We start from the raw sequence: 24,315 nt of genomic DNA, 5'->3' as shown, positions 1-24,315 counted from the left end.
GAGATCAGGGCGCTGCCGGATCTGCCAAATACATTACATAAACTCTCACCTCCTCACTCTCCTCTGCGCATTCTTCCTTTACATAAAATCTCCCTAAAATAAAAGCATAACCACTTTGCAGGCGGCTCATAATGCCTCAGGCGCAAAATGCCGGACAGAGCCGGAGCCGCCGTTCGCGCGCCAAAGCGATCCAGCAAAAAAAACTGCAAATAGTTTGCAAACTATCCTTAGGCACAAAACTATTGGCGCCAGACCGCAAAAATAGCTCACAATCCTGAAAGCCAATAGGCGCTTTATTATCAATATGCTTAACCAGATAGATAAAAAGCCTTGCCATCGGCTATAACAGCTTCTCCTTACTTATCTCGCACAAAAATCCCTTCTTTTTACAAGGCAAAATATGCGTCTGCGGCGGCTTCTCGCCTGCGCATGCAGATCCGCCCGATAAAAACCAGAAGGCCCCATAGATAAAAGCCCGGCTAAAAGCGGGGCCTTTTTATCGGATAGCTATCGCCTTTAAAACAGCAAAATATCTCTCTGTTATCTGCCTTTCCTTACGCAAAATATCCCAAAATCCACACCTCGCCCGCCGGCCAAAAACAGGGCTTTTTGTTAATCGGCCGGCATTGACAGCCCCAGGCACGGCGACCCGGCAATCGCCCAGGCAGGCAGAAGGGAAAGCTGCTGGTAAGGTAAACCATCTTCAACCCGAGAAACTGGGCGAACCTATTGTAAATGAAGCATATTAAGCTGAAAATGCTCCTGCTGAAACGCTAACCCGCGCGGCAGCTCAGCTTTTGCCGGAAAAAAGCTCTAACGGAGGCAGGCAGAAGAAAAAAGGCACAGCATACCGGAACTGTCCGCCAAACCGCCGCTCGTCCCTTCCCCCCGCAAATCGCCGCCAACCGCCAGTAATGTCGCCAATACGTCAATGCAATTTTGTCTGAAAAATACTCCCATCGGATCCCTGCTACAGCAAGAAATCCAAAAAAATGCAAATAATAAACCTGAAAAAATTTATGGAAATTGCAAAAATAATGTATTATTATGAGGCAATCTTGAAGAGCTGTTTCCGCCTATATTTTCTGCGTAAAAGCCCCCAATAATTACAGGTGACATATGAAAATTATAAAACCTTACGGCCGATCCGTCGTTCAAAAAGAAACTCGTAAACGGGAAATAGCAATAAGCAAAGCTACGCTTAACAATAAAGCGGCAAGTAACGGTCAGGAAAATGTGCAGACAATCGCTGCACTGTTATCGCAGGGCGAGCCCATTTTACGGCAATGGCTTTCTATTATTGATAAAATTATTGCCAAGCCGGCGGCTGATAGAGCAGTGAATAATAATATTGCCGATGCCCGGAAAAGGGAAAGGCTGGAGAGAGAAAATAAGGAAAAACAGAAAATCCGCGATGTCAGGGCCGTTTTAGGGCAAGCGGTTTGGGAATATTTGGGCGTTGAGCAATTATTTCCGCAAGATATAACGGAAGCGGAAAAGCAGAAACTCAAGGATTATTGGGATAATAAAATTAGCGCGGCAGCGGCCAAACAGGGGAGGCGGGAAGATTTCCCTAAAGGCCGGCTTTACAAGCTGTTTGTCGGCTCGAGACAATGGCAGGATATTGGCCCGAATGAGGCTGAAACTATTGTCGTTGAAATATACCGGCATTTATATCAGCGGGCTTATAAAATTGTTCCACCGCATAAAGCGGGCGCTGACCGGGCGCGCTACGGGCATAAACAGCACTCAAATCAGGATAAGAGGCTGAAGTCGGAAGGTTTGATTGCCGACAGGGCGAAAGCTATTGCCGCCAATGTGTTGCAGCCGCGCCGGGTTTTGGCCAATACGGATTTTTTTAAGCAGGATATAGATCGCTATCGCGACAAATTGCGCTCTCATACGGGCGGCGATAATCTTGCCGCGCGTATCAGGCAGGCTATCCTCGCTGAGCAGGAAAAGGCGGATAAAGAACCGGCCTATAATATTGCTGTCGGTGAATTGCGCGCCGTCTGGCCGGTTATTTTTGGCGAAGCGAAGAAATATGCCGAAGCGCAAGAGGCGGATAAAGCTTTGCTGGCGGTGCATAATGCGGTGAAGGAAAGCTATAAACAAAGGCTGAAGGGCAAACCGCTTTTTGTTGATAAGCAAAAGCCGCTTGTGCAAGGGGAAAACGCCAAAGACAAGCTGAAAGAGCTTGTTTGTGAGCGGCTGGAAAGGCTGCTGCCGGACAATGATGACAAGCTTTTTGCTTTGCTGCGCAACCGGCGGAAGAATCGCGACATAAACCACCTTATCCGCCTGGGCAAAATTATCCATTACACGGCGGCAGATAAAGCGCGTGCCGATGAAGCCGGCAAGGCGGATTTCGCCGGCGACAAACCGGCTTTTATTGCCCAATATTGGCCAAAAGCCGAGGAAGTGGAGAATAGCCGCTATTGGGGCAGCGCCGGGCAGACAGAGATTAAGCAAAATGAGGCTTTTGTTCGCGTCTGGCGCCGCGCGCTGGCTTTTGCCGCCCGCACGGTGAAGGATTGGGTCGACCCCAATAATAACATTGCCGGCGATATTCTCTTTGCCAAAAATGAGGCTTTATCGGCGGATAGATTTAATGCGGTTAAAGCGGAGCAGAAATATAACCTGCTCTTTGCCGATGATGGAGATAAAAGCGATAAAAAGCCGTCACTAGCGCAGCGGGACTGGTGCTGTTTTGCTTTGAAGTCTCTGACGGATTTGCGCAATGCCGCTTTCCATTTTAAAGGCATGGGCAGCTTTGTTGAAGCCTTGCAGCAGGAGGGAAAATTACGTGAGATAAAGGGAAACGAGAGAGAAGAAGAAAAGGCCAAGAAAGAAGCAGAAAATAACATAATAAAGGCCGTTTGTCCGGTTTTGGCAGAGCGTTACCGGCAGCACCGGCAGAAATATCAGGAGCGGTTGAAAGACCGCTTGGAAAATATCCAGCTCGCTTATTATCTGGGCGGGGCGGATATACGCTTTTTATGGCAAAAGATTGCCGCCGGCAATAGCAGGCTGTTACCTTTGCCGCGTTTGCGCCGCGTGCTGGAGCGCGCCGAAAAGGCGTGGAAAGGCGTTAAACAGGGGAAGGACAGCAGCGGCAAGCTGCTGCCGGAAATTGCGCTGCCCGATTATGTGCCGGCGCAAAATCGCGAGGGTGAGGCAGGCGAAGCGGCAAATTGCCAATGGGCGGTTTTAAAATTGCTCTATGACGGCGCTTTTAAAGCCTGGCTTGATGCGCTCCCTTATAAAGAGGTGCAGAAATATATTGATAAAGCCATTGGCCGCGCCACCGGGGCAGCGCGCCATCTGAACGGGAAAAACGCTAAAGGCGAGCCGAAATCGGCGGAAGAGCTGCTGCTTACCGTTTCGAGAAATGACGGGCTTTATAGATTGCAGCCCGGCGATACTATCGAGACATTTTTCTATCAGCTTACAGCGGCCACGGCGACAGAAATGCGCGTGCAGAACGGTCATGAAAGCAATGGCGCTAAAGCACGGGAGCAGGCGGGCTATATTGAAGATTTGAAATGCGATGTTGTCGCGCTGGCGCTGGCGGATTATCTGCAAGTTGAAGATGAGGGGCAAAAGAAAAGCCTTGCCTTTGTGCTGGAAATTCCACAGCGCAAGAAGACAGAAAATCCGAGCATTGATGTGCATAAACAGTTGGATAATGTGCCGGAGAAAGCCGCGCCGCAACTATGGCAGGCTGCGCTCTATTTTCTCTTGCACTTAATGCCGGTGGAAGAAGTTTCCAGCCTGCGCCAGCAAATCCGCAAATATCAGATTATTGTGCAAAAACCGGAAGGCCGCGGCGCAGTGGCTGACGAAAACCGTCCGCATTTGCAGCATGGTAGCGAGCAGGAAATTGCGGCGCAGCTTGTGCAAGTGCTGGATCTCTATATTTTTATGCATGATGCGCAATTTATGGTGGCGGGGAAGGGAGAGGACGGCCAGCTTTCAGAATTGCTGAAGCAGGATTATGCGGATTATTATAAGGAGCCTAAAGATTTTGATACCGTCTTCCCGAAACAGGAAGGGCAGGATAGCCCACAGGCCTTCCGCGATTTGCGGGAAATGCAACGCTTCGGCAGCAAGGTTTTAGCTTGGCTGTCCGCTAAAGATACAGACGCCTATAAAGTGCGGCGTGATTCGGTAAAAGAGCTGTTTCCGGGTGCGGAAGATGAGCAGGAAGAGCGGGAGCGAAAACGTAAGGAACTGAAAAAGGAAATTGCCAAGGCGCAAAAAAAGCGGGCGGATCTGCATGAAGAATGGGTCGATGCAAAAAATAAAAAACAATGGGAGCGGGAAAACGGGCAGCTCTATAAGGAGCTGGTGCAGCAGATAGGCGATCACCAGCGCTTAACGGCGGAAGTCACGCTGCAAAATCATGTGCGGCTGCACCGCCTGCTGATGAATGTGCTGGGGCGGCTGGTTGACTTTTCTGGCCTGGTTGAGCGCGATTTATATTTCACCCTGCTGGCTTTGTTGCATGAAGAATACGGGGATTTAGCTCCTGAACCGCAAGAAGAAGCGGAGCAAGAGACGGATAAAGCTAAAGATAGAAAAACGCCTCTTGGAAAGCAATTTTCTCCAGCCTTGAAAGATAAAGAAAACAAAGATGTAAATGGAGAAACTATCAAAAAACCCAATGCCCATGGTGTTAATTTGCTCACAGAAGGGCAAATTATTGAAGCTTTTTGTAAATTGACGGCGGAAAATAAGAAGATTAGCGATAAAATCGCTGAACTTTTTTCTATTACAGGTGCAGATACTTCTTATGAGGAAAGAGACGGTAAAAAATATAAACTCTGCTTTAGAGAAAGTAATGAGCGTTTAAAAAGGGCGGATTATAAGGTTTGGATTCGCAATCGCTTTGCCCATTTGGCGCTATTGGAAGAGAAAAACCTGCCGGTTAATCTGACCGCCGGGGTCAATAAAGCGCGACAGCTTATGGCCTATGATCGCAAGCTGAAAAATGCTGTTGCGAAATCTGTTATTGAATTGTTGGATCGAGAAGGGCTGGAGTTGCGCTGGGAAATGGATAAAGCGCACGAGCTGCATAGCGCAAAGGTGAAAGCAAAACAGCTTGAGCATTTGGGCGGGGCAAAGCTGGTGGATAAAAAGGGTAAAGACGGTAAGCCGCTTATCGGCAAAAACGGCAGGCCGGAAAAAGAAGCGATAGTCGAGCGGCGCCATGGGGATAGCTATATTTCTATGGTTGAAGCCCTGTTTCAAGGGTAATTTCTGTCAGGAAAAAGCACAAAAAACTGATATTATCCAGATAAAATCGGTGATTTTATTATGCTTTAATATTAAGGGGGCTGCCGTGCCCCCTTTTTCGGCCTCCTGCAAGGCAGGTTAGACAGGCATGCCTGAAGGCGCGTTGCCGTTTTCTTCGACTCTCTGGAAAATGGCACATTGCCGGCGATAAGAAGCGACAGCGCTGCCCTGTTTGCCCTGTTTTATGCGCTTATCCTGTTTGTTTGGCGTGTGTTCCCCCTATAAAATTTACGATTTGCTAAACCTCTATTGCAATCTTGTTGTCTTGAGAGATAAAAATGGCAGGCGGGAGGATACCGGCTTATGGCCGGTGAAAGTGGGGAGCGTATATGTGGCGTAGTTTCAAGCCGGCGGTGCATAAGCCGCCTGTGCCGCCATTCTGCTGCCGCCCGGCTGAGTTAAGGAAAAGTGGAAAGGCTCAAAATTTTACTCCGTCTAAGACTATTATAAGGCTGGTTCACTTGTATTAGGCAGTCTCTCAGGGTATTGAAAAAGCGGCTTAGTGTCTTCCGTAAAAAGATATTTAAAAAATAAGTTTGGAAATTTCTGCAAGATTATTTGCTTTCTGTGTATGATTATGCTAGATGCGTAACCTGCGCCGTGTAAGGCGCTTGGCGCGGGGTGGAGCAGCCCGGTAGCTCGTCAGGCTCATAACCTGAAGGCCGCAGGTTCAAATCCTGCCCCCGCAACCAATCTTTTTATATAAAAAGCTGGAGCCGCCGTCAGGGCGGTTTTTTGTTGCCTGAAAGCTGCTGTTTCCGGTGGCCATGCGGTGGCGAAAGAACATCGCTTGGTTCAGGAAGATATTGAGTGGTCAGATGCCGAAATCCTCGGCGCCACGCTCAATGCCCAGCTTATCCCCAATATTATCGCCTTTAATTTTGGGCCGCAAGAAGAATACCCGACAATCTCCATAGGCCGGCCTGATGCCCTTGATCTTGATAAAATAATCAATGCAGTGGAAAAACTGGGGCCGCAAGGCTTTACGGTTGAGGCAAGCTGGCTGCGTGATCAGATCGGCGCGCCTGACCCGGCCAAGGGGGCAGAGCTGGTCGGCGGCCGGCCGGCGCCGGCGCAAGGTTTTGCCCGCTCGCCGGCGCTCAATGCTGCGCAAATGCTCAATAACCGGCAGCAAAGGCAGGACGCAGAGAGCGATGAGCTTATCCAAAAACTGACAGAGAAGGCAGAGAACGATACTGCCGCCGCCATGTCCGGGCTGACGGAAGAGGTAAGACAAGTGCTGTTAACGGCAACGGATTTAGCTGATGCCGCCGACAGGCTGGCTGCTTTGCCATTATCGCCGGCCGAGCTGTCTAATGCCATGGCGCAAAGCATGGCGCTGGCGCATCTGGCCGGCCAGGCGGCGATGATTGACGATATAAAAAGGCAGAAATAGCCGCAATGACCGACACTGTTTCCGCCCTTGATTTACCCTTTGAACAGGCAATCCGCTTCTTCAGAGAAAAAGCCAAGGTTACCACCAAAACTTGGACAGATGTCTATGCCCAAGTGCATAGCCGCACCTTTATGGTAGCGGGCGCGGCGACAGATGCGCTGGTGGCGGATTTCCAAACAGCAATTTTAAAAGCGCTTGAAAAAGGCACGACATTATCAGAATTCCGCAAGGATTTTGATGCCATTGTCGCCAAAAACGGCTGGAGCGGCTGGACAGGCGAAGGCAGCAAAGCCGGCCGCGCCTGGCGGCAGGAGATCATTTACGACACGAATTTGCGCACCGCCTATGCCGCCGGCCGCTATGCCCAGCTCACCGATCCTGATGTGCTGGATTATTTCCCCGGCTGGCAATATCACCACTCGGGCAGCCTGCACCCACGCCTCAACCATTTGGCTTGGGACGGCTTGCAGCTTAAAGCCGATGATCCCTTCTGGGACAGTAATTACCCGCCCAATGGCTGGCGCTGCGGCTGCTTTGTGACGCCGGTATCTATGGACGGCTTGGCCCGCGCCGGCAAAAAAACATGGGATAAAGCGCCCAGCCTCAATTATGTGCCCAAAAAAGCGGGCGGCAAAATTGTAGAAGTGCCGGAAGGCATTGATCCGGGTTTCGAATATAATGCTGGCAAAGCCTGGCTCTCTCGCACTGCGCCGGGCGATGAAACAGTGGCGGCGGCTCCGGGGGTGATAGAGCGCTTTGCCGGGGCAGCCATGCGCGGGGCGCTTTCAAACCCGCACACCCATATTCCTGCCGCCATTGCCCCGGCCGAGCTGGCCGATGCCTTTGCCGTGCCGACCAGAACGGAAATCAGGCTCTCGGCCGATACAATACAGCGGCATAGCTATCACCCGGAAGCAACGCCGAAAGCCTATTCGGAAATAGTGGAATATGCAGTTTCTGAAGGGGATTTTTACATTGACGACCAAAAGCGGGTAAGCGCTCTCGTCGAATATGACGGGAAAATGTGGCAAATAGGGTTCAAAAAAACAAGTAAGGGAGAAATATATACAACAACCGTGCATTACACGCACGGCTCAAAACGCCGCCAGCTAGAAAGACGCGGCAGGAATATTGTAAAAAAAAGGAAATAACGCGGCGGGGAGGTCGGCTATGCACACCCCACATCGCAAGAGCAATGGTTATCCGTTTGGCTCGCCGCGCTTCGATAATATAAGTGCACATAAGGAAAAAGTCAAATGGCCGGCGTGAGCATAAAAGTTAATGTTGATGATAAACGGCTGCTGGCGGATTTCCAGAGGTTGCAGCGCGCGCTGGGCGACACAACGCCAATTATGCGTATTATTGGTGTCGGCCTGACCGGCAATATCCAAAAAAGGCTTAAAACCGGGGTGCTGGAGAGCCGCTGGGCGCCGCTTAACCCTGCTTATAGGGCACAAAAGCGCAATGCCCGCATGATGGTGGAAAGCGGTATGCTGCGATCCAGTCTGACCTCTGCCCCCGGCAATGGCTATGTTTACATTGGCACGAATCGCGTTTACGCTGCTATCCATCAACTGGGCGGCACGATTAAAAAGCAACATAGTTGGCACGATCTGCGCGATGACCGCACTTACACGAGCCAATCGGTTACCACTATGCCTGCCCGGCCGTTTTTGACAGTCGAAGAAGACGATAGAGAAATGATGGCTAATATCATCTTTACCCGTCTGCAAAGGCTGCTTTCTTCCTCTTAAATAAGCGAAAAATCCGGCTTTATGCGCGCGGCGGCGCGGATAGGGAGCGCCATTGCCCCCTGCTATTATGCGGCAATGGAGTTTTCGCCAATGCCGCAGCCAAGCCAAATAATCACGCTTATGAGCCTTGACCAATCAGGCGCGGGTGCCGCTGATTGGATACATCTGGTACCGGCCGGTATTTTTACTGCTATAGATGGGCGTGGCCCGTTTCAGTGCGATACGGCTGCTATTCTGGCGTCTTTTACCGGCCTGACCAATAAAAAACTCCCTATTGATTTAGACCACGGCATTGATTCCTCCCCTTTTTGTGGTGACGGCCGCGCTTATGGCTGGATTATTGCTCTTGAAGCGCGCGATAGCGGCATTTGGGGGCGGGTAGAATGGACAAATGCCGGCAAAGAGCTGCTGGCAGATAAAGCATATGGCTTTATCTCGCCGGTAATCAGGTGCTTGCCAGAAGGCACCGTGGAGCAGCCGCTATCGCGCGTTGTCGCTATTGATCGTGCGGCGCTGACTAACAATCCGGCACTCACGCAGTTACAATCTTTTCGTGCAAGGAGCAGACAGATGAATAAGGAGCTTATGGCCGCTTTGGGCCTTTCGGAAGATAGCGGCGCTGACAAAGCGCTGGCTGCTATCAAGGCTTTGAACGCCGCTCAAACGGTGCATAAAGAGCTTTTGAGCAGCCTGCAAAAACTGGCCGGGCTGGGTGAAGCGGCTGATGAAAAGGCAGCAATAGCCGCCTTAACCGAAAAGCTGGCCGCCGCCCAGACAGCCTCTGCCGGCAAAACCGGGCTGGAGAAGACGGTGGCTGAATTGAACAGTCAGCTCACCGCCCTCACCAAGGCGCAAAAACAGGAAAAGGCCGAGCTGTTTGTCAATGCCGCCCTTAAGGAAGGCAAAATCGTGCCGGCGCTGAAAGAGCATTATATTGCCCGCCATATGGCAGATGCTGCCGCTGTTGAAAAGGAAATCCACGCCCTCACCAGTATCAATGCCGGTGGGCTTGCCGGGCACCAGCCGCAAAATGCGGCCAGCCTGTCAGGTGATGATAAAAAAATTGCCGAAATGATGAGCGTTTCGGCGGAAGATTTTGCCAAAACCAAGAAAACACAGGAGACGCTCTGATGGCCGCCACACGCGACATTGAAATCCCTCAAATTCTGCCTGGCACCGGCTTTGGCTATCCGGTTGCCGCCGGGGCGCGCATTTATGGCCGCGCGCTTGTCGGCCTTAATGCCGCCGGCTTTGCCGTGCCGCTTGGCAGCAGCTCGGTTTGCTTTGCCGGCATTGCGGTGGAGCATGTCGATAATCGGGACGGCGCAGATGCCGGCGCTATTGTAATGGTGCAGCGCGATGTGCGGGCCTTCCCGGTGGTTTTTGCTGCCGCCTCTATCGGCAAGGATATTTTTGCCGCCGATGATGATGCCACAAAAATCAAGGATAGCAGCGGCGGCACGCGCATTGGCAAGCTGATCGGCCAGACCACTATTCAGGGCGGCGCTGTCCGCGCTGTCGTGAACCTTGGAGCATAATAATGGATATTAACGGATCAAACCTCAAAAGCATTTTCACAGCTACGCTGACGACTTTTAACAAGCAGTTTGAGGCAACGCCGACTGATTATCAAAAAATCGCCATGACTGTAAAAAGCACCACGGCGGCGAATGAATATCCGCGCCTTGATGATTTGCCAGGCATACGCGAATGGCTGGGTGACAGGGCGGTTAACAGCCTGTCGGCCTCCACTTATACAATCAAAAACCGCAAATTTGAAAATACTATCGGCCTGTCGCGCGATAATATCGAAGATGACCAGTTAGGCTTTTTCTCAACGGCCGTGGCGCAACTGGCACAGGACGCTGCCAGTTTCCCTGATCAGTTGATTTTCCCGCTTTTTAAAAATGGCGATAAAACCCTCTGTTATGATGGGCAAAGCTTCTTCGATACAGATCACCCCGGCTATGGGGAGAATGGGCAGGAAGCCTCGGTTTCCAATTTCGCCGCCGGCTCACAGCCGAGCTGGTATCTGATTGACGATACAAAGGTCATCAAGCCGATGATCTACCAGGAGCGGAAACCGTTCAAACTGGTCAGTAAAGACAGCGAAGAAGATGATAATGTCTTTATGAAGAGCGAATATCTTTACGGCGTGGACGGGCGCTGCAATGCCGGCTTTGGGCTGTGGCAGCTCGCTTATAAGTCAAATGAGGCTTTAACGCCGGAAGCTTATGCAAAAGCGCGCACGGCGATGACGACAATCCGCAAGCGCAACGGGCAGGTGATCAATATCCGCCCGACCAAATTGCTGGTGCCGCCGCAGCTTGAAGGGGCAGCGCGCAAGCTGCTCAATGCCGAACTGATTGATAGCGGGAATTCCAATATTTGGCGCGGCTCGGCCGAAATCGTGGTTATCCCGCTGCTGGGCTGATGAGGGCAGACCTCACATCTGCAAACTTTTTGGCGGCTGCGGCCTGTCAGCCGGCCGGCGGCCGCCAACCCAAAAAACAAAGAGGATTGATAAATGGCCAAACAGGCGCAAAAAAGCCAAAACAAAGCGAAGACAGCGCAGATTATCCGCATCACGGCAAAAATTGAAGGCTTTCGCCGCGCCGGCCAGGCGCATTTTGGCACAGAAGAATACCCGCTGTGCCATTTTAGCAAGGCGCAAATAGCTTCTCTCAAAGCAGAGCCTAATCTGGTTATTCAGTTTTTTAGCCGGCCGGAACAACAGGAGCAAAAACCGGCTGACGAAGCAGCCAATGAAAATAGCGGTTCGGCTGATGATAATGAGACAGAAAACGGCAGCGAGATCACCCCTGCCGCCGAACCGGCAGGCGGAGATGAAAATAAAGGCGCGTAAGCGTTTTTACCGCCGCCGGGCAGGCATGTCTGGCTAAATGAAATAAAAACGCACCCAGCGCGTTTGAAGGCCCTTTGAATTTGATTTTATCGGCAGGACGAGAGCAGCAATAATGTATGGCAATACGGCAGCGATGATTGCGCGTTTTGGCGACACGGAAATTATCCGCCTGTCGCAGATCGAAGATCGCGAAACGGAAGAAGTGAATTCCGCCAGGGTGGAATTCGCCCTCAATGATGCCAGCGCAATGATCGACAGCTATTTGCGGGGCCGTTATCTGGTTCCCGTGCAACTGTAGCGCGCTGAAATTTTTGTCAAAAAAACAGATAACTTTTGACAAAAACGCGCCACGCTCAAAATTCCCACACTACTAGATATAGTATGCCGGGTGTCAGAGATAACCGGTTGCAACAGCCAATCTGACGCCTGCTCAAGCTATCCGTTGCTTATCAGCACTTCCTTGGCGTCCTGATGTTTAATGCCAGTGGAATAGCGCACATCTACAGTCTCAATGCGGAAGCCACTAAAAAGCCTGTAAATATCGGCATGAGCATTGAGCGACATAATAAACCGCCCCTTTATACCGGCAAGCAATTCAGCCAGCATGGCAAAATCCTCCCGGGCAAATATGCCCTTACCATATGACTGCTCGTTTCCAAGATAAGGCGGATCCAGATAAAACAGCATGCCCTCACGGTCATAACGGCTGATAAAGTCGGCATAGGGCAGTTGCTCAATCACTACGCCAGCCAGGCGCTCGTTCAGCGCCGATAAAACAGCTTCAAGCCGCAAAACATTAAAACGCGCCCGGCCGCATCTGTCCACGGCAAAATTGGCATTGGCAGGCTTACCGCTATAGGCCGTGCGTTGCAGATAAAGGAAGCGGGCTGCGCGCTCTAAATCCGTCAAAGTGTCGGGATTTGCCTTTTGCAAACGCTCAAATTCGGCGCGCGAGGTTAGGCGAAATTTGAGGAAATCCAGAAAATACGGATAGTGCCGTTGCAGGACGCGGAACAGCGTTACCACATTACCGCTTATGTCATTAACGACTTCATTAGCGGGCTTTTTGCCGCGCCGCAGAAAAATGCCGCCCATACCCAAAAAAGGCTCGGCATAGGCATTATGCGGCACGGCATCAATCCGCTCGATGATAAGTTTTGCCAATCGCATTTTGCCGCCAAAATATGCGGACGGCGGCTGTGTCGGGGCGACAGCAATCATATTTTCGTTAATCATTTGATAACCTCTAATGCTTAAAACGGCAGCTATCACCGATGGGGTGATTGACGGCTGCGATGGTTAAGCTTAGTCACCATCGGGCGGGGCTTTGCTTGTCGGCTTGCCCCCGCTGGCAGGCTTTAACTGCCTGCCCGGCCGACTTTCAGATAATTTGCACCGCGGCTTGCCACTCATTATCCAGCCACTCGGTAGACCAACCCATTGTTTCGGCTATATCGGCGATAAACGGGTCATCGCGGTCAAAAGTCGCAGCATAGTGCCATTTTATCTCGGCTTGCTCTTTGAGAGGGCTTTTAAGGCTGGCTATAACAGCCTGGACATCGGCGTCTGTTTTGCCATTTTGCAACAGCCAAAGCCGGACTTGCATAGCCGTTAATGCTGCCGGCAAGGGAGGCAGGATTTTGCCTCTTTCCAAATCCACGCGGCAGCCGTAAATAGTGCCGCCGGCCCCGGCCGTATAAGGCGCAATATCGTCCACCCCTATGACTAGTAAATCAGCACATTGGGCATAAGCCCAATTTTGCTCGCAAAGGACAATTTTGCCATCATCGATAACCAGATACCAGATGCTCTGATTTCCGGCTGCTTTGAAATAATCATACCATTCTATCCCCTCTTTATTATAATATTTGTAATAGCCTTTTGCCGTTTTTTCGGCCGACCAAACGCCGTGATTTAACATTATCTTCTCCCTATTTTCCGCTCTTCGCCATTGCGCAATCTAATAAACAAGTCTGTAAACCTAAACTGCTCATAGCCATTTGATCCCGAGACATATTGTATGGTGCCGCGACCGCCCATATCTCCGGTGTCTATAGTCGCGCCCCTGTAATTCCAGTCACCCGCCCAATAGGCATCGCCAACGGATTGATCGATGTAAGATTTTAGATTATTTAAAAGCATACCGGCGCCGAAAATCTGTTCGCCGAATTTTGACTTTATATTGCCGTCACTCTGAATGGAAAAAACATCACCAATGCCCTGAACGCCTATGCGCACACCTCGATTGACATCGTAAGAAATTTCGCAAAGCGCATTGCCGTTAGTATCAACAAATTTTACGCCGCCGCCTTGCTTGTTTTGATCGGCAACCATAATTTGATGAAACGGCAGATTGCCGGCAATCTTGCCGCTAAGTCGTGTCCCGCCGCCGTTAAAGGCCACATCACCATTTGCCAATAGTGGCCCGTTAAAAGTGGCGGTGCCGGCAGCAGCGAGTGCCGTCATGGAAACGCTTGAGGCAAATACTGCTTCTCCCAGAACCGAAATCTTCTTTTTGAAGCTATTATCTTCCTGCCATGCGTTTTCCTTATCAAGCCGCCCATATTTAAACGGCTGATAGCTGCCGTTGAAACGGACATAGACATCGCCGTTCGGCAGGCCGATGCCGTGGCCATTGAGTGGTTGAGTAAACCGCCATTTATCAGTATCGCCGCGCCATTCGGCAATTTGGCCGTCTTTGCCGGCCCATGCACCTGTGCCGCCAGCCGCTACTAAGTAAACATCACCTAAATGCGGGCTTGCAGGCGGTGCTTGCAAATCCAGCGCCAGCACAGCCAGCCAGGGCTGGTTCATCACCTTCACGCCATTTATAGCAGCATTTAATTCCGAGTGTTTCACCCAGCCTTTGCCGACCGCGGCGAAATCATCTTTAGAAACATAGCCGGTTTTCACTTCTTCCCGGCTCGGATAGACTTTATCGGCCGCCTCGCGCGTCAAATATTGGCTGGACGGGTCAATCACCACGACAATATTGGCATTCTCGCCAATAATGAGCTGAAATTGATAAATAATATCTTCGTTCTGCCCTTCAGCAATCGTGGCTTTGTAATTGGGCGCCGGCTTTACCACCGCCAGCATATCGCCGACCTCGTCAAATATGCCGAATTCCCGTATCCACCAACCGCCGACATCGCGCGGGATCAGTGCCGAAACAATCACCGCTGCCGGGTTTTTCTCGTCAATATTGACGCTTTCCACCTGTGTGCGCCAAACCTCATGCACCAACGCCTTTTGCCCGGGGGTCGGGCTGGTTTCTTGGCCGCCGCCGTCCCCAATGGCAAAATGGGTGATTTTGACTTCGCCTTTATCGGCCGCCGCTTTTGCGATCTTAAACCGGCCAATATCGGTCAAAATGGAAAAATATTGCTGTTTGTCAGCCATATAACGACCCTTTCATATTGATGCGTATGCGCCGGATTGCCGCAGTCCATGCCCCGCTAAAATACGGCATTTGATATGTCTGATTGCCTAATTGCGGGGCATAAATTGCGATTTTGCGACTGCTGGCCGCCACGCAGGCAGGATAAACCGCGCCTTTATTGGTCAGTCCCTGATAAATGGTGATGTCTTGGCTCTTACGCTTATAATTGCTTATAGCGCGCCGCACCAAAGCTGCCGTCCGCGGCGATAAAATCGGGTCACCATTGTTAAAAACGGCACTTTCGGGGAACACAACCACTTTATGCGTGCCCGGCTCGCCTTTGGGCGACTGCAAATACCATTGCTGCCAATCGGCTTTGGCACCAAGCAGTGCCAGCACGGCGCGCACTCCGGCCACTGTGCCTTTGGCAGCATGCAGTTCCACCGTGCGCTTTAACAGGCCGCGCACTATATCCTCGCGCATGCCCGGCTCAATCAAATCTTCCAGCGACAGCTCCCGAACCAGCGCCGGCAGGCTGGCGCTGGGCGCCGTGTCGATAAACTCTGCCATCACAAGGCGGAAATCCGGCTCATCAAGCTGTCTGGCTGCGGCCTTTGTCAGTGCAGCGGTCAGGCCGTTTGCTACAACCGGCGGCAGTGTTTTTGGATCAAGACGGGTTTTAAGCCCTGTCAACGATTTAGCCATTGACCATCTCCATTTTAATGGTGATGTCAGCCTTAGCAACATATTGCGGCGCTGTGAGCTTTTGATAAATCAAACCGTCAATCTGTGCGTCCAGCACGCCGCCAATATGCTTGACCGCTTCAATCAAGTCGCTTGGCGCAATTACGGCGGCAAGGCTTTGCCGCCAGCCATCAGTGATTACGGACAACTGCGCTTGTGCCTGTTTTTCTATTTCGGGTAAGCCGCTATAGGCGCGTATGGTCAGCGTGCCGGCAAGCTCCACGCCCTCACAATCTTTAATGGTAACCTCATCACCCATCGGCCTGCCATATTCCGGGTCAAGAGCAGCTTCTATCTGCGCCTTTAGCTCAGTTCCGGCCGTGCCGGTGGCTGTCAGCGCGTAAATGTCAATATAGCAGGGTTGCGGACGAAACACTGCGCAATCCACAATCGCCGCCGAGACAGCAAAAATCCGTTCGCGATAGCCGGCTGCCGGCCCGGATTGTGAGACAAGCTCTAAAGCATTGGCCAGCCGCAGGCGGTAGGCATCATCACTCTCTATATCTGCCCCGCCGCTTGAGACAGTGATATTGGCGACAGCCAGCCCGGCAATAGGTGAGGTCATAATTGTCAGGCTGCCGGTAGCAAAACCATTACCGGCCGCGCCTGCCTGTGCTGCCACGGCTTGCACTTCGGCCTGCTGCTGCCCGGCTGCTATTACCAAAGCTTGCAGCGTCAGAAACTGCACATCACTATCCTCACTTCTGACGGCAAAATCCGCCGGTATGGTTAGCGGACGCGCCTGTGGCTGGAGTAAAGCAAAGCGTAAGGTGGTTCGCGCCGCCGCGGACGGCAAACGCGTCAGGCTGCGATTAGCCCCTAAAGCGTCCAACCCGCCGCCGGCGCTAAAGGCAACCAAATATTGTTCTGCCTGCGCCTGTGCCTCTTCCATCGCAAGCGAAAAGCCATATGCCCAAGTCTCAATCAGATACATTTCAACCTGGCCGTCATAGAGCTTACGCCCTGTCTGCTGCTCAAAATAAGCAATCATGCGTGCTTTTATTTTCAGCGGATCGCGCTCATAAATGTTTGGGCGCGGCAGCGCGCGCAATGTGTCCAGATTGAATGCCCCGAGTTCGTTCTTGCGCACGCCTAAATATCCTTCACAAAATCAATGTCAAATTCCGCTGTCTGGAATTCGGCCAGCACATCGTCTTTTACCCGCCATGGCACAAGAACCCGCCAATGGTGAACTGCTACCGGCTGCACGCTCACTGTGCCTAGCTCTATGCGCTGCACCCACAGCGCCAGCGCGTCATAAATGCGCTGTGCCGCCAGCGGTGCTGCCTGTTCACCCGGCAGGTCAATCAACGGCAGCAAATCGCACCCCTTCAGCGGGTTGGTCGGCACAGAGCCAAGCGGCGTCATAATGATTGTGCGTATTTCTTGCTCTATATCGGCATAGTCAGTCACAATGCCGGCTGGCGCCGCGTCTGCACCACGGGCCAGCTTGATTTGCCAATGAATATTTGCGATTGTGCGCCTATCCGTCATGCGCCCAGTCTCGCATGCGCGCAAGGCACAAAAAAACGGGCATTATGCCCGTGAAGTTAAAAAGGAAAGCACAATGAGTGAGACAAACCAGCAAATAACAGACCTTAGCGCATATTTGGAGCGTGAAGTCTATGTTACAACAGTCTCTGATAATGGTATTCGCGGCCTCCTGAAATCCACAAATGATAAGGGTATTATGATGACAGCCGATAAAGTGCACAGACATCAAGGCGAGATGCCAATGAACGGTTATGGGCGTTTACGCTTCCTTCCGTGGACAGCTATAGAAATGATTGCTCTGTAAACCAGAACCTATTCCGGCGGCTGTGTTTTGCTACCGCCGGCTTCCACACCGCCATGTTTATGCGTGCTGCCGATATTTTTGCCGTCATGCGTGATTTTCCCGCCCTTAATTTCCACGCCGGCGGCAGTGATAGTCAGGCTCACCCCGCCAACGCTCAAGGTAATGCTGTCCGGCGCTATCACCGCTTTAGCCGTGCCGATTTCCAGCGTCAGCGGCGCTGTCTGCTTCACCAGCATGGTGCCAGTCGTCTTGTTATAGCGCTCCTCACGGCCGCCGGCCAAAATCTGCACAATTTCATTGGCATCGACACTCGGCGGCAAATCTTTCTCGCTGTAAATCGCGCCTATTATCAGCCCTTCCTCACCGCGCTCATCAGTCAGGCAAGCGACCTGACTGCCAATTTCCGGCATGGCATAGCTTTTAGAGCCACCGGTAAAGCCGGAATTGACGGAAAGCCACCAGCTTGCTACCCCGTCTTCATCGGGGAATTCCACCCGCGCCAGACCGCGCGCCCCGTCCACCGCGCGCACAATGCCATTTTTATACTGCGCCCTCATTTTGCCCTTCCTTTGTGCCGAAAACACGCAAATCAAGCCCGACTATAAGGGTGGACTAATTTCTGTCTCCTGCACACCAATTAGTCTACTCTTATAAATTCTCTTATTCCTTGTCGCCGCGACACAGGCTAAGCCGGCTTATAAGCTCCCCTTATTTTGTGATGTTGCCGCCGGCATCAATCACGCCCAAATCCTCTATACCGTCATCTTTGGCCGTCTGCCCGCTTTTCACTGTCTTGGCGGCCTTGCCATCGGCAATATTTTTGGCGCTGGCCTTTTCTATTTCAATATTCGTCTCATAACCTGAACGCTCAATACTATGCTCGCTCTGGGCAATCAGCCATTCGCCGTCAAACACACCGAAATTAGCCAGTTTAACCACCGCGCCGGCCACCAGAGCGGGCAAACCGACAAGGCTCATATTGCCTGTCCATTTTTGCGCATTTTTACTATCCAGCCGGCTTTTGGCTACCCGCTTCGCCTGGTCATCATTCTCCACGCGCACATCAATTTTCATAATGTCGCCGGTAGAGGTGACAACCCCTAAATCTTCGGCGCTATCTGCCTTCTGCCCTACCAGTGCCTTGCGGCGCGGGTTTTGAAACTTCACTTTGGCTGATTTGCTGGCCGCATGGTCAGCCTTGCGCAAGCTGTAATTTTTCAGCATCTGCCCGGCCGCTGCCAGCCGGTCAATCACCATTACCGGCTGCCGCGCGCGCAACGCATCGCGGCTCGTAAAGACCAGCTTTTTACCCTTAACGCTAAAATAATGGCCGTAATCATCAGCCAGGCGTTTCAGGAATTCCAAATCCCGCTCTCCATGCTGGGTAATGCGCTCAAACGGCAAATCCTCGATCGCCCCTTCCACTGACAAGCCATGCTTGGCGGCAATTTTGCCGACAATTTCGGAAAGCTTGCTTTTCTCATAGGCTACAGTATTTTTAGTTCGCAATTCCTGCTTCTTACTGGCCGCAAGCCCCTTAATCTCCACCTTGTCGCCGCCGCTGTCGCCGCTCACGCTCCATTCATCTACAGTAAATTCGCCAGCAAAAACCTGATTATCGGCATAGCCGTAATAAAGGCTGAATACATCACCATCATCGGGTGCCCATGCTTGCAACCAGCGGCCGTCACTATTCTGCAGGCTCAAAGTCGCCTCATCAGCCTCGCCGTGCCTCTTGTCAGTATAATGAACAGACAATACTTGCGGGGCAAAAGCAGCCGTAATGTCTTTGCCCTGATAGATCACGCGGAAGGCCGGCTGCAGCACCCCGCCACCGCTCAAAATACCGCCAATCATACCCGCTGCAGTGCCGATAATATCCATTAAGATTTCATTGCCCAAAACACTAAAAGGAAAAAGAATGCCCAGCCCGGATAACCAAAGGCAATCAACATAAGAATAACCCAAAATTCCATCGCCTCACCTCTTCCATGGCGGCAGGCGGTCATCTGTGCTCGCCACAGGCACATCAATCAGCGGCACTTGCAGCGTCAGACCGGCCGGCAGCCGTGCCGGCACGGCAAAGCCGGCAAACAGTGCCCGATTGGCGGAAATCAGCACATTTTGCCGGGATACATCGCGATAATAGCGCAGCGCCAATATGTCCCAGCGCTCCCCTTCTGTCGTTCTGTGCGTGATATAATCCATAATTGCACCCTTTATCCCTGTCGCTGCGACACAAATTAAGCCTGACTATAGGCTACCTTACTCTCTGTCCGCGCCACACAAACCGAGGCAGCTTACAAGCACCGCTTATTTTCCGTCAGGCGCATACAAATTAAGCTGCCTTATAAGAGCTGCTTATTTCTGTCCAACTCACACAAATTAGCGGTTGTTATAAGCACCCCTTATTTTCCGTCTCTTGGACAGAGCGCAAGAACGCTTATAAGCTCCTCTTATCCCTGTCGCCGCGACACAAATTAAGCCTGACTATAAGCCTGCCTTACTCTCTGTCCGCGCCACACAAACCAAGGCAGGCTTATAAGCACCGCTTATTTTCTGTCGGGCACATACAAATTAAGCCTGGCTATAAGAGTGGACTAATTTCTGTTTCCTGCACACAAATTAGCCCATCATTATAAATTCCCTTACTCTCTGTCGAATCGACACAAATTAAGCCCCACTATAACCACTCCTTATTTCAGCGATAACGGCAGGGAAAGCGCATTTTTCAGCCCCGCGCCCATGCCCTGCATCAGGCTGTCCAGCGGGTTTAACAGCGGCGCCTCAATCAGCGTCATGGTCGCCTCAATCCGCACAATCACCCCGCTGCGGGTGGTTTTCTGGTTATCTTTCTCCAAGCCCTCAACTACATAACGCATACCGGCAAACCCTGCCTGGCTGACAAATGGCAGCGGCATTTTCATTTGATACGCTGCCCAGAGCCGCGCCCATTGCGCCACCGGATTGCAAAATGTCTCATCAAAGAAAAAGCTCATGTTGCGTTCGTCCAGCTCGCGGCCGATTTCCTGCAGCACCGGCTTGCCGCTTATCACATCATGCCGCGCATAAGTGTTGCGAAACCGTTCCCTGTCGCTTTTCGGCCCGGTCAGATAGTCCAAACCACCCAAAACCCCTAAAGTGATAGAGCCAAGCATTGCCGTAATCATAATATTCCTTTGCGTTCACGGCAGTTCCCTTCGGGAACGCCTCCACGGGGGCGGCGTATCAACGCCGGCGGGCAGTCGCCCTTGCGCCCTTCGGGCGAATGCTAATAGGCCAGTCTTTCCTTGCGCCGCGTGGCCTCTTCCATCAGGCGCGGCAGCTCACGCTTAAATTGCGCATAGATGTCCTGCACCGCTTTTTGCACGGCACTGGGTTCAGCGCCGGTAATGCTGATATTGGGTGCAAATGTCAGCACAATGCTGCCTGTGCTGCCGCCGGCGGCCACATTCTGGCTCTTCGGCACCATCGCCTGACCGTCTGGCACTACCGCCGGCATTTGCCCGGCTGTTACCGCCTGTTCCGCCTTGGCCGCATTGGCGCCGGCTTCAGCGGCATTGCTGCCGCCAAACCAGCCCTTTATTGTGTTCCACATTTTCCCGATACTATCAAAAACGCCGAGAACATATTCTTTAATCGTCTTAAATACCCCGATAATGCCGTCTTTGACCGCATCAAACACCGCTTTTATATTGTCCCAGCTAAATATCGCCGCCAGTCGCGCCCAAGCCGCTTGCGCAGTCTCTTGCACCCCATTCCAAATCTCGGTGAATTTTGCCGCAATGCCGGCCGCCAGCTCGGCCAGCTTTGGCTGCAATGTTTCCCAACCAATAAGGCCTTTGATCCCCTCCCATGCCGCCGCTACAATATTTTTAACTCCATTCCACAGCGCCGCCATATAAGGGCCGATTTTATCCCAGCTTTGATAAATCAACACAGGCAGGCCGATAATCGGCATAAAGGCCGCAAGCAAAATACTGCCTATGCTCTGGCCGGCAAAAAAGCCTTTTAGCCAATTCCAAAAGCCGACAAATACGCCCTTCACCCAAGCCCACAGCGCTTTGAAGTAAGGCCCTATCTTGTCCCAATAGCGATAAATAAGGTAAGCAGCGCCTGCTATCGCGGCAATGCCGGCAATAATCCAGCCGACCGGTGTGGTCATCATTGCTATGCCAAGGCTGATAAAACCGCGCGAAAGCACCAGCAAAGCCCGCCCCACCCACGGCAATAAGCCGCCCAAAAGCCGCAAAACCCCACCAAAGCCGCGGAACAGGAACAGCAAAGGCTTGCCCAGCCGCAACAGCCCCATAAAGCCGCTAATCATCATGCCCACACCGCTGGCAACCTGCATTAAAAACGGCACAAAAGGCAGGGCTATCAAAAACGGCAACACATTTGCCCAGCCGCCAAAAGCCCAGGCGATTTTATCCACCACCGGCCAAAGCATCTGCCCGGCGGCGTAAAATTTCATCGCCACCTGCCAGGCCAAGGTCAGGCCCCTCTCTATCGCATCGGTTAATTTTTTTACCCAGTCGCGCAACTGGCCGTCATTTGACCATTTTTCAAACTTGGCCAATAATTTATCCAGCTCCCCCAGCACCCATTTTACTTTTGTCTGAATATAATCATAAAGGCCGGCGTCCATTACCTTCAAACGCAGCCGGTCAAAAACATCGCCCAGCCGCGCCATCATGCCGTCCCATGTCTGGCCATAGTTTCTGGCGGCACCGCCGCTTGCCTGTCGCATGGCCTCGGCCATAGCCGCCGCCTGCGCGCCGGTATCGCCGGCGGCCGCTCTTATCCGCTTCATTTTGCCGTTATTATCGGCAAACACATAGGCAATATATTTGCCCTGCCGCTGTGCCGCTATGCCCAGCGCGTTCAGCCCCTCATAATCGCCGGCAAAACTTGCCTGCATGGCACCGGTCACTTCCGCCATGCTTTTGCCCTGTGCCGTGGCTGCATCAGCCACGGCCTGCAATGCCCCTTTGGTCGGGTCAATGCCGGCACGGCGTAAAGCTACAAAACCGGCGGTCAAATCCATTATCCCATGCGGCGGCATTTGCTGCGCCTGCACCCAATCCATCGCCTGTTTTGTTGCAACCGCACTCTTGGTAACGGCTTGGAGCTGTGCCTTTAATTGGCTATATTGCGCCGCCGGCTTCATAAACAGCGCGCCAAAGCCCCCGCCCCCAACCGCGCCGACAGCGCTTATCTTTAAGGCCCGGCGCATGGCACCGCGCATACCGGCCAGCGCCTTGGCCGCGCCGGTCTTTACCTCGCCCCAGCCATTATTATTGATAGCTGCGCCGATTTTGGCAAATTTTGCCGTCAGCACATTGAGTTTTGTCATTTGCGCCATTTGCGCAGCCAGGCCCTTGCGGTGCTTATCGCCCAGCCGTTCAGTCGCCGTCATCACCCTATTGGCAGCTTCCTGTGTGCTGGTAGCTTTTTCCTGCGCCCGTGCAGCCTTATCCGCCGCTTCCACCGCCGTTTTGCCGGCCAGCTTCTGCGCCGTGGCAACCGCCTTAATTGCCCGGCTGGCTTTGTCTACCGCCTCAAGCACCAGAGCAAATTTCATATCTGCACCTCAAAATGCGGCAAAATGCGCAAAGCGCCGTTAGCCGCCTTGCGCCTTATTTTCTGCCTTGAGCGCCGCTATCGCTATATCCAGCCAGAAATTAAAATCGCTGACCGGCAACACCATCAACTCGGCAAAGCCCCACCCGCGCCGCACCATAAATTCTACGTCGGCCGGGGCCGGGCTTAGCCGTTTCCCTCACTATTCCCCGTCCCTGTCGCGCTCCCCGCCTCTTGACCCTCATCGCCGCCAAACAGCTCGCCAATGAGCTGCAGACCGTCCTTACCGTGGATATTATCCTCAATCCACGCCATGGCGCGCCGCTCACCATTAAACAAGCAAATGCGCTGGGCCAGATAAAGCGGGAATTTGGCCGTATCCTTCCGCGCCGCCTTTTGCGCCGCCATACTGTCGGCCAATGTCCAGTCATCGGGGATCGTCACCTTAATTTTGCTCTTTTCCAGCACCACTTCCCGCGTGGGGAATTTCCCTTGCGCCGGTGCGGTAATATCATCGCCGGGCTGTTGCGGGCGGGCTACCGCCTCTGACATTACCCTGTCTACCTGCACTTTTTTTGCCAGTTCTGCCGCGCCGGCATGCCGCAACGGCTGCTGCCCGGCAATCTCTTTATCTATTTTTTCGGTTGTCTCACGCATTTTATCCTCTTTTTCGGGCTTTGGGCCTTTAAAAGGCGCGCGCCGGCGGAAAAGCCGGAAAACCGCCGCGCGGCGCCGGCATGGGGGGAGATGCCCATGCTGCCCCAACCTTACGCGCGCGCGGGCACAAAAAAACGGGCATAGTGCCCGTCTCTTACCAAGAAAAAGCCCCGCTTTTGGGCGGGGCTTCTGCATTAAAGTTTTTCGCCGGCAGTCAAATGTTCCTCTGGCTTTTCTATCGCCAACTGTAAATGGCGGTTGATAATGCGCAAAAGACTAACAAAATGGTTAGGGTTTACCGCGCCAAAATCTGCCGGATATTCTTCTACCGTGCAGGTCTCTCCCACAAATTCTTCAACTGCCAAAAGCGCACAGCGCACTTCATCAAGATAAACATCGTTAACTTTCATGCCATCGCTCATTATAACAGCCCTCCCTCAACAGCAGCAACTCCCTTGCCGGTTTCCGGCGTTCCTGCCGGGGCGGCTTTAATCAGCCCCAGCCGCAGGCAATCCGCAATGGCGGCTTTCAGACGGGCGGGTTTGCCGCCACCGGCTTTTATGGCCTCCCAATCCAGCCCGGCGGCCTCTGCCACCATAATTCTTGCCAGGCTCGGCCGCCTGGCTGCTGCCAGGCTGCGCAACTTTTTCAGCAAATCAGCTTCTAACGCCTTGTTTAGCCCGCCGGTGAGCGCCAGCAGCGCGCCAAGCTGGCTATCCCCGCTGCCCAAAAGCGGGTTTTGGCCTATTTGCCGCAGCTTCTTTTCTGCCTCAATAAAATAGCGGCGGGCAAGACGGCCTTTCTCATTCCTCTCCATCATTGCCAGCTCTTTCGCCA

General features: G+C 52.5%; 24 protein-coding genes and 1 tRNA gene. 11 read left to right on the top strand and 14 right to left on the bottom strand.

Annotated features, from left to right (window positions below; all coding sequences use genetic code 11):
* The first annotated feature begins 1,119 nt into the window (after positions 1-1,119).
* The 10 genes from cas13a (at position 1,120) to DPQ22_RS08640 (ending at position 11,612) form a co-directional block, all read left to right on the top strand.
* On the top strand, positions 1,120-5,259 hold the full coding sequence (cas13a, locus tag DPQ22_RS08685) for a type VI-A CRISPR-associated RNA-guided ribonuclease Cas13a (RefSeq protein ID WP_150215210.1): 4,140 nt from the start codon (positions 1,120-1,122) through the stop codon (positions 5,257-5,259).
* 654 nt (positions 5,260-5,913) lie between these two features.
* A tRNA-Met gene (locus DPQ22_RS08680) sits at positions 5,914-5,990 on the top strand.
* 50 nt (positions 5,991-6,040) lie between these two features.
* The gene (locus DPQ22_RS08675; RefSeq protein WP_150215208.1) at positions 6,041-6,694 is read left to right on the top strand and encodes a phage portal protein family protein; all 654 of its coding nucleotides are present in this window, start codon (positions 6,041-6,043) and stop codon (positions 6,692-6,694) included.
* A gap of 5 nt (positions 6,695-6,699) precedes the next feature.
* Complete coding sequence (locus tag DPQ22_RS08670) at positions 6,700-7,845, top strand: phage minor head protein (RefSeq protein WP_150215206.1); 1,146 nt, start codon at positions 6,700-6,702, stop codon at positions 7,843-7,845.
* Positions 7,846-7,950: 105 nt separating this feature from the next.
* Positions 7,951-8,448, top strand: a complete 498-nt coding sequence (locus DPQ22_RS08665; protein ID WP_150215204.1) for a phage virion morphogenesis protein — start codon at positions 7,951-7,953, stop codon at positions 8,446-8,448.
* 90 nt (positions 8,449-8,538) lie between these two features.
* The gene (locus DPQ22_RS08660) at positions 8,539-9,579 is read left to right on the top strand and encodes a phage protease (protein WP_190323212.1); all 1,041 of its coding nucleotides are present in this window, start codon (positions 8,539-8,541) and stop codon (positions 9,577-9,579) included.
* Positions 9,579-9,986 (top strand): hypothetical protein, encoded by a 408-nt coding sequence (locus DPQ22_RS08655; protein WP_150215199.1) that lies wholly within the window; start codon positions 9,579-9,581, stop codon positions 9,984-9,986. Before DPQ22_RS08660 ends, DPQ22_RS08655 begins: the two co-directional genes overlap by 1 nt.
* A 2-nt stretch (positions 9,987-9,988) precedes the next feature.
* Entirely contained in the window at positions 9,989-10,882 is an 894-nt protein-coding gene (locus DPQ22_RS08650; RefSeq protein WP_150215197.1) for a Mu-like prophage major head subunit gpT family protein, read from the top strand.
* Positions 10,883-10,975: 93 nt separating this feature from the next.
* A complete protein-coding gene (locus DPQ22_RS08645) occupies positions 10,976-11,314 on the top strand; it encodes an HI1506-related protein (RefSeq protein WP_150215195.1) in 339 nt (112 codons plus the stop codon).
* A 112-nt stretch (positions 11,315-11,426) separates the two neighbouring features.
* Complete coding sequence (locus DPQ22_RS08640) at positions 11,427-11,612, top strand: phage protein Gp36 family protein (protein ID WP_150215193.1); 186 nt, start codon at positions 11,427-11,429, stop codon at positions 11,610-11,612.
* 137 nt (positions 11,613-11,749) lie between these two features.
* Here DPQ22_RS08640 and DPQ22_RS08635 read toward each other — a convergent pair whose 3' ends face one another.
* The 6 genes from DPQ22_RS08635 to DPQ22_RS08610 form a co-directional block, all read right to left on the bottom strand.
* Positions 11,750-12,550, bottom strand: coding sequence for a DNA adenine methylase (locus DPQ22_RS08635; protein WP_150215191.1), 801 nt, complete (start codon positions 12,548-12,550; stop codon positions 11,750-11,752).
* Between the two features lie 145 nt (positions 12,551-12,695).
* Entirely contained in the window at positions 12,696-13,235 is a 540-nt protein-coding gene (locus DPQ22_RS08630; protein ID WP_150215190.1) for a hypothetical protein, read from the bottom strand.
* Positions 13,235-14,716, bottom strand: a complete 1,482-nt coding sequence (locus DPQ22_RS08625) for a phage tail protein (RefSeq protein ID WP_150215187.1) — start codon at positions 14,714-14,716, stop codon at positions 13,235-13,237. Before DPQ22_RS08625 ends, DPQ22_RS08630 begins: the two co-directional genes overlap by 1 nt.
* Entirely contained in the window at positions 14,709-15,401 is a 693-nt protein-coding gene (locus DPQ22_RS08620; RefSeq protein ID WP_190323211.1) for a phage tail protein I, read from the bottom strand. The genes DPQ22_RS08625 and DPQ22_RS08620 overlap by 8 nt, the downstream gene beginning before the upstream one ends.
* Positions 15,394-16,530: a baseplate J/gp47 family protein gene (locus DPQ22_RS08615; protein ID WP_150215184.1), complete on the bottom strand. Its 1,137-nt coding sequence runs from the start codon at positions 16,528-16,530 to the stop codon at positions 15,394-15,396. Before DPQ22_RS08615 ends, DPQ22_RS08620 begins: the two co-directional genes overlap by 8 nt.
* 2 nt (positions 16,531-16,532) lie before the next feature.
* Positions 16,533-16,853, bottom strand: coding sequence for a hypothetical protein (locus DPQ22_RS08610; protein ID WP_210244030.1), 321 nt, complete (start codon positions 16,851-16,853; stop codon positions 16,533-16,535).
* A gap of 79 nt (positions 16,854-16,932) precedes the next feature.
* Between DPQ22_RS08610 and DPQ22_RS08605 the strand changes: the two genes are divergently transcribed.
* Positions 16,933-17,238, top strand: coding sequence for a hypothetical protein (locus DPQ22_RS08605; RefSeq protein ID WP_150215180.1), 306 nt, complete (start codon positions 16,933-16,935; stop codon positions 17,236-17,238).
* 8 nt (positions 17,239-17,246) lie between these two features.
* Here the strand turns inward: DPQ22_RS08605 and DPQ22_RS08600 are convergent, their stop codons facing one another.
* The 8 genes from DPQ22_RS08600 to DPQ22_RS09055 form a co-directional block, all read right to left on the bottom strand.
* On the bottom strand, positions 17,247-17,795 hold the full coding sequence (locus DPQ22_RS08600) for a phage baseplate assembly protein V (protein WP_150215177.1): 549 nt from the start codon (positions 17,793-17,795) through the stop codon (positions 17,247-17,249).
* Positions 17,796-17,946: 151 nt separating this feature from the next.
* Positions 17,947-19,206, bottom strand: a complete 1,260-nt coding sequence (locus tag DPQ22_RS08595; RefSeq protein ID WP_150215175.1) for a phage late control D family protein — start codon at positions 19,204-19,206, stop codon at positions 17,947-17,949.
* A gap of 12 nt (positions 19,207-19,218) precedes the next feature.
* On the bottom strand, positions 19,219-19,446 hold the full coding sequence (locus DPQ22_RS08590) for a tail protein X (protein WP_150215173.1): 228 nt from the start codon (positions 19,444-19,446) through the stop codon (positions 19,219-19,221).
* Between the two features lie 488 nt (positions 19,447-19,934).
* Positions 19,935-20,408, bottom strand: coding sequence for a phage tail protein (locus DPQ22_RS08585; protein WP_150215171.1), 474 nt, complete (start codon positions 20,406-20,408; stop codon positions 19,935-19,937).
* Between the two features lie 101 nt (positions 20,409-20,509).
* Complete coding sequence (locus DPQ22_RS08580) at positions 20,510-22,822, bottom strand: hypothetical protein (protein WP_150215169.1); 2,313 nt, start codon at positions 22,820-22,822, stop codon at positions 20,510-20,512.
* A 185-nt stretch (positions 22,823-23,007) separates the two neighbouring features.
* Positions 23,008-23,478 carry a hypothetical protein gene (locus DPQ22_RS08575; RefSeq protein ID WP_150215167.1) on the bottom strand — a complete coding sequence of 157 codons (471 nt, stop codon included), beginning with the start codon at positions 23,476-23,478 and terminating at the stop codon, positions 23,008-23,010.
* A gap of 194 nt (positions 23,479-23,672) precedes the next feature.
* Positions 23,673-23,900 (bottom strand): hypothetical protein, encoded by a 228-nt coding sequence (locus tag DPQ22_RS08570; protein ID WP_150215165.1) that lies wholly within the window; start codon positions 23,898-23,900, stop codon positions 23,673-23,675.
* Positions 23,900-24,298: a hypothetical protein gene (locus DPQ22_RS09055; protein ID WP_210244029.1), complete on the bottom strand. Its 399-nt coding sequence runs from the start codon at positions 24,296-24,298 to the stop codon at positions 23,900-23,902. The genes DPQ22_RS08570 and DPQ22_RS09055 overlap by 1 nt, the downstream gene beginning before the upstream one ends.
* Positions 24,299-24,315 lie beyond the last annotated feature (17 nt).

Source organism: Candidatus Tokpelaia sp. (assembly GCF_008636115.1).
In the GTDB taxonomy this organism is placed as follows: domain Bacteria; phylum Pseudomonadota; class Alphaproteobacteria; order Rhizobiales; family Rhizobiaceae; genus QLZD01.
The sequence above is the reverse complement of the archived record's forward strand: the minus strand, read 5'-3'. Positions and strand labels throughout refer to the sequence as shown.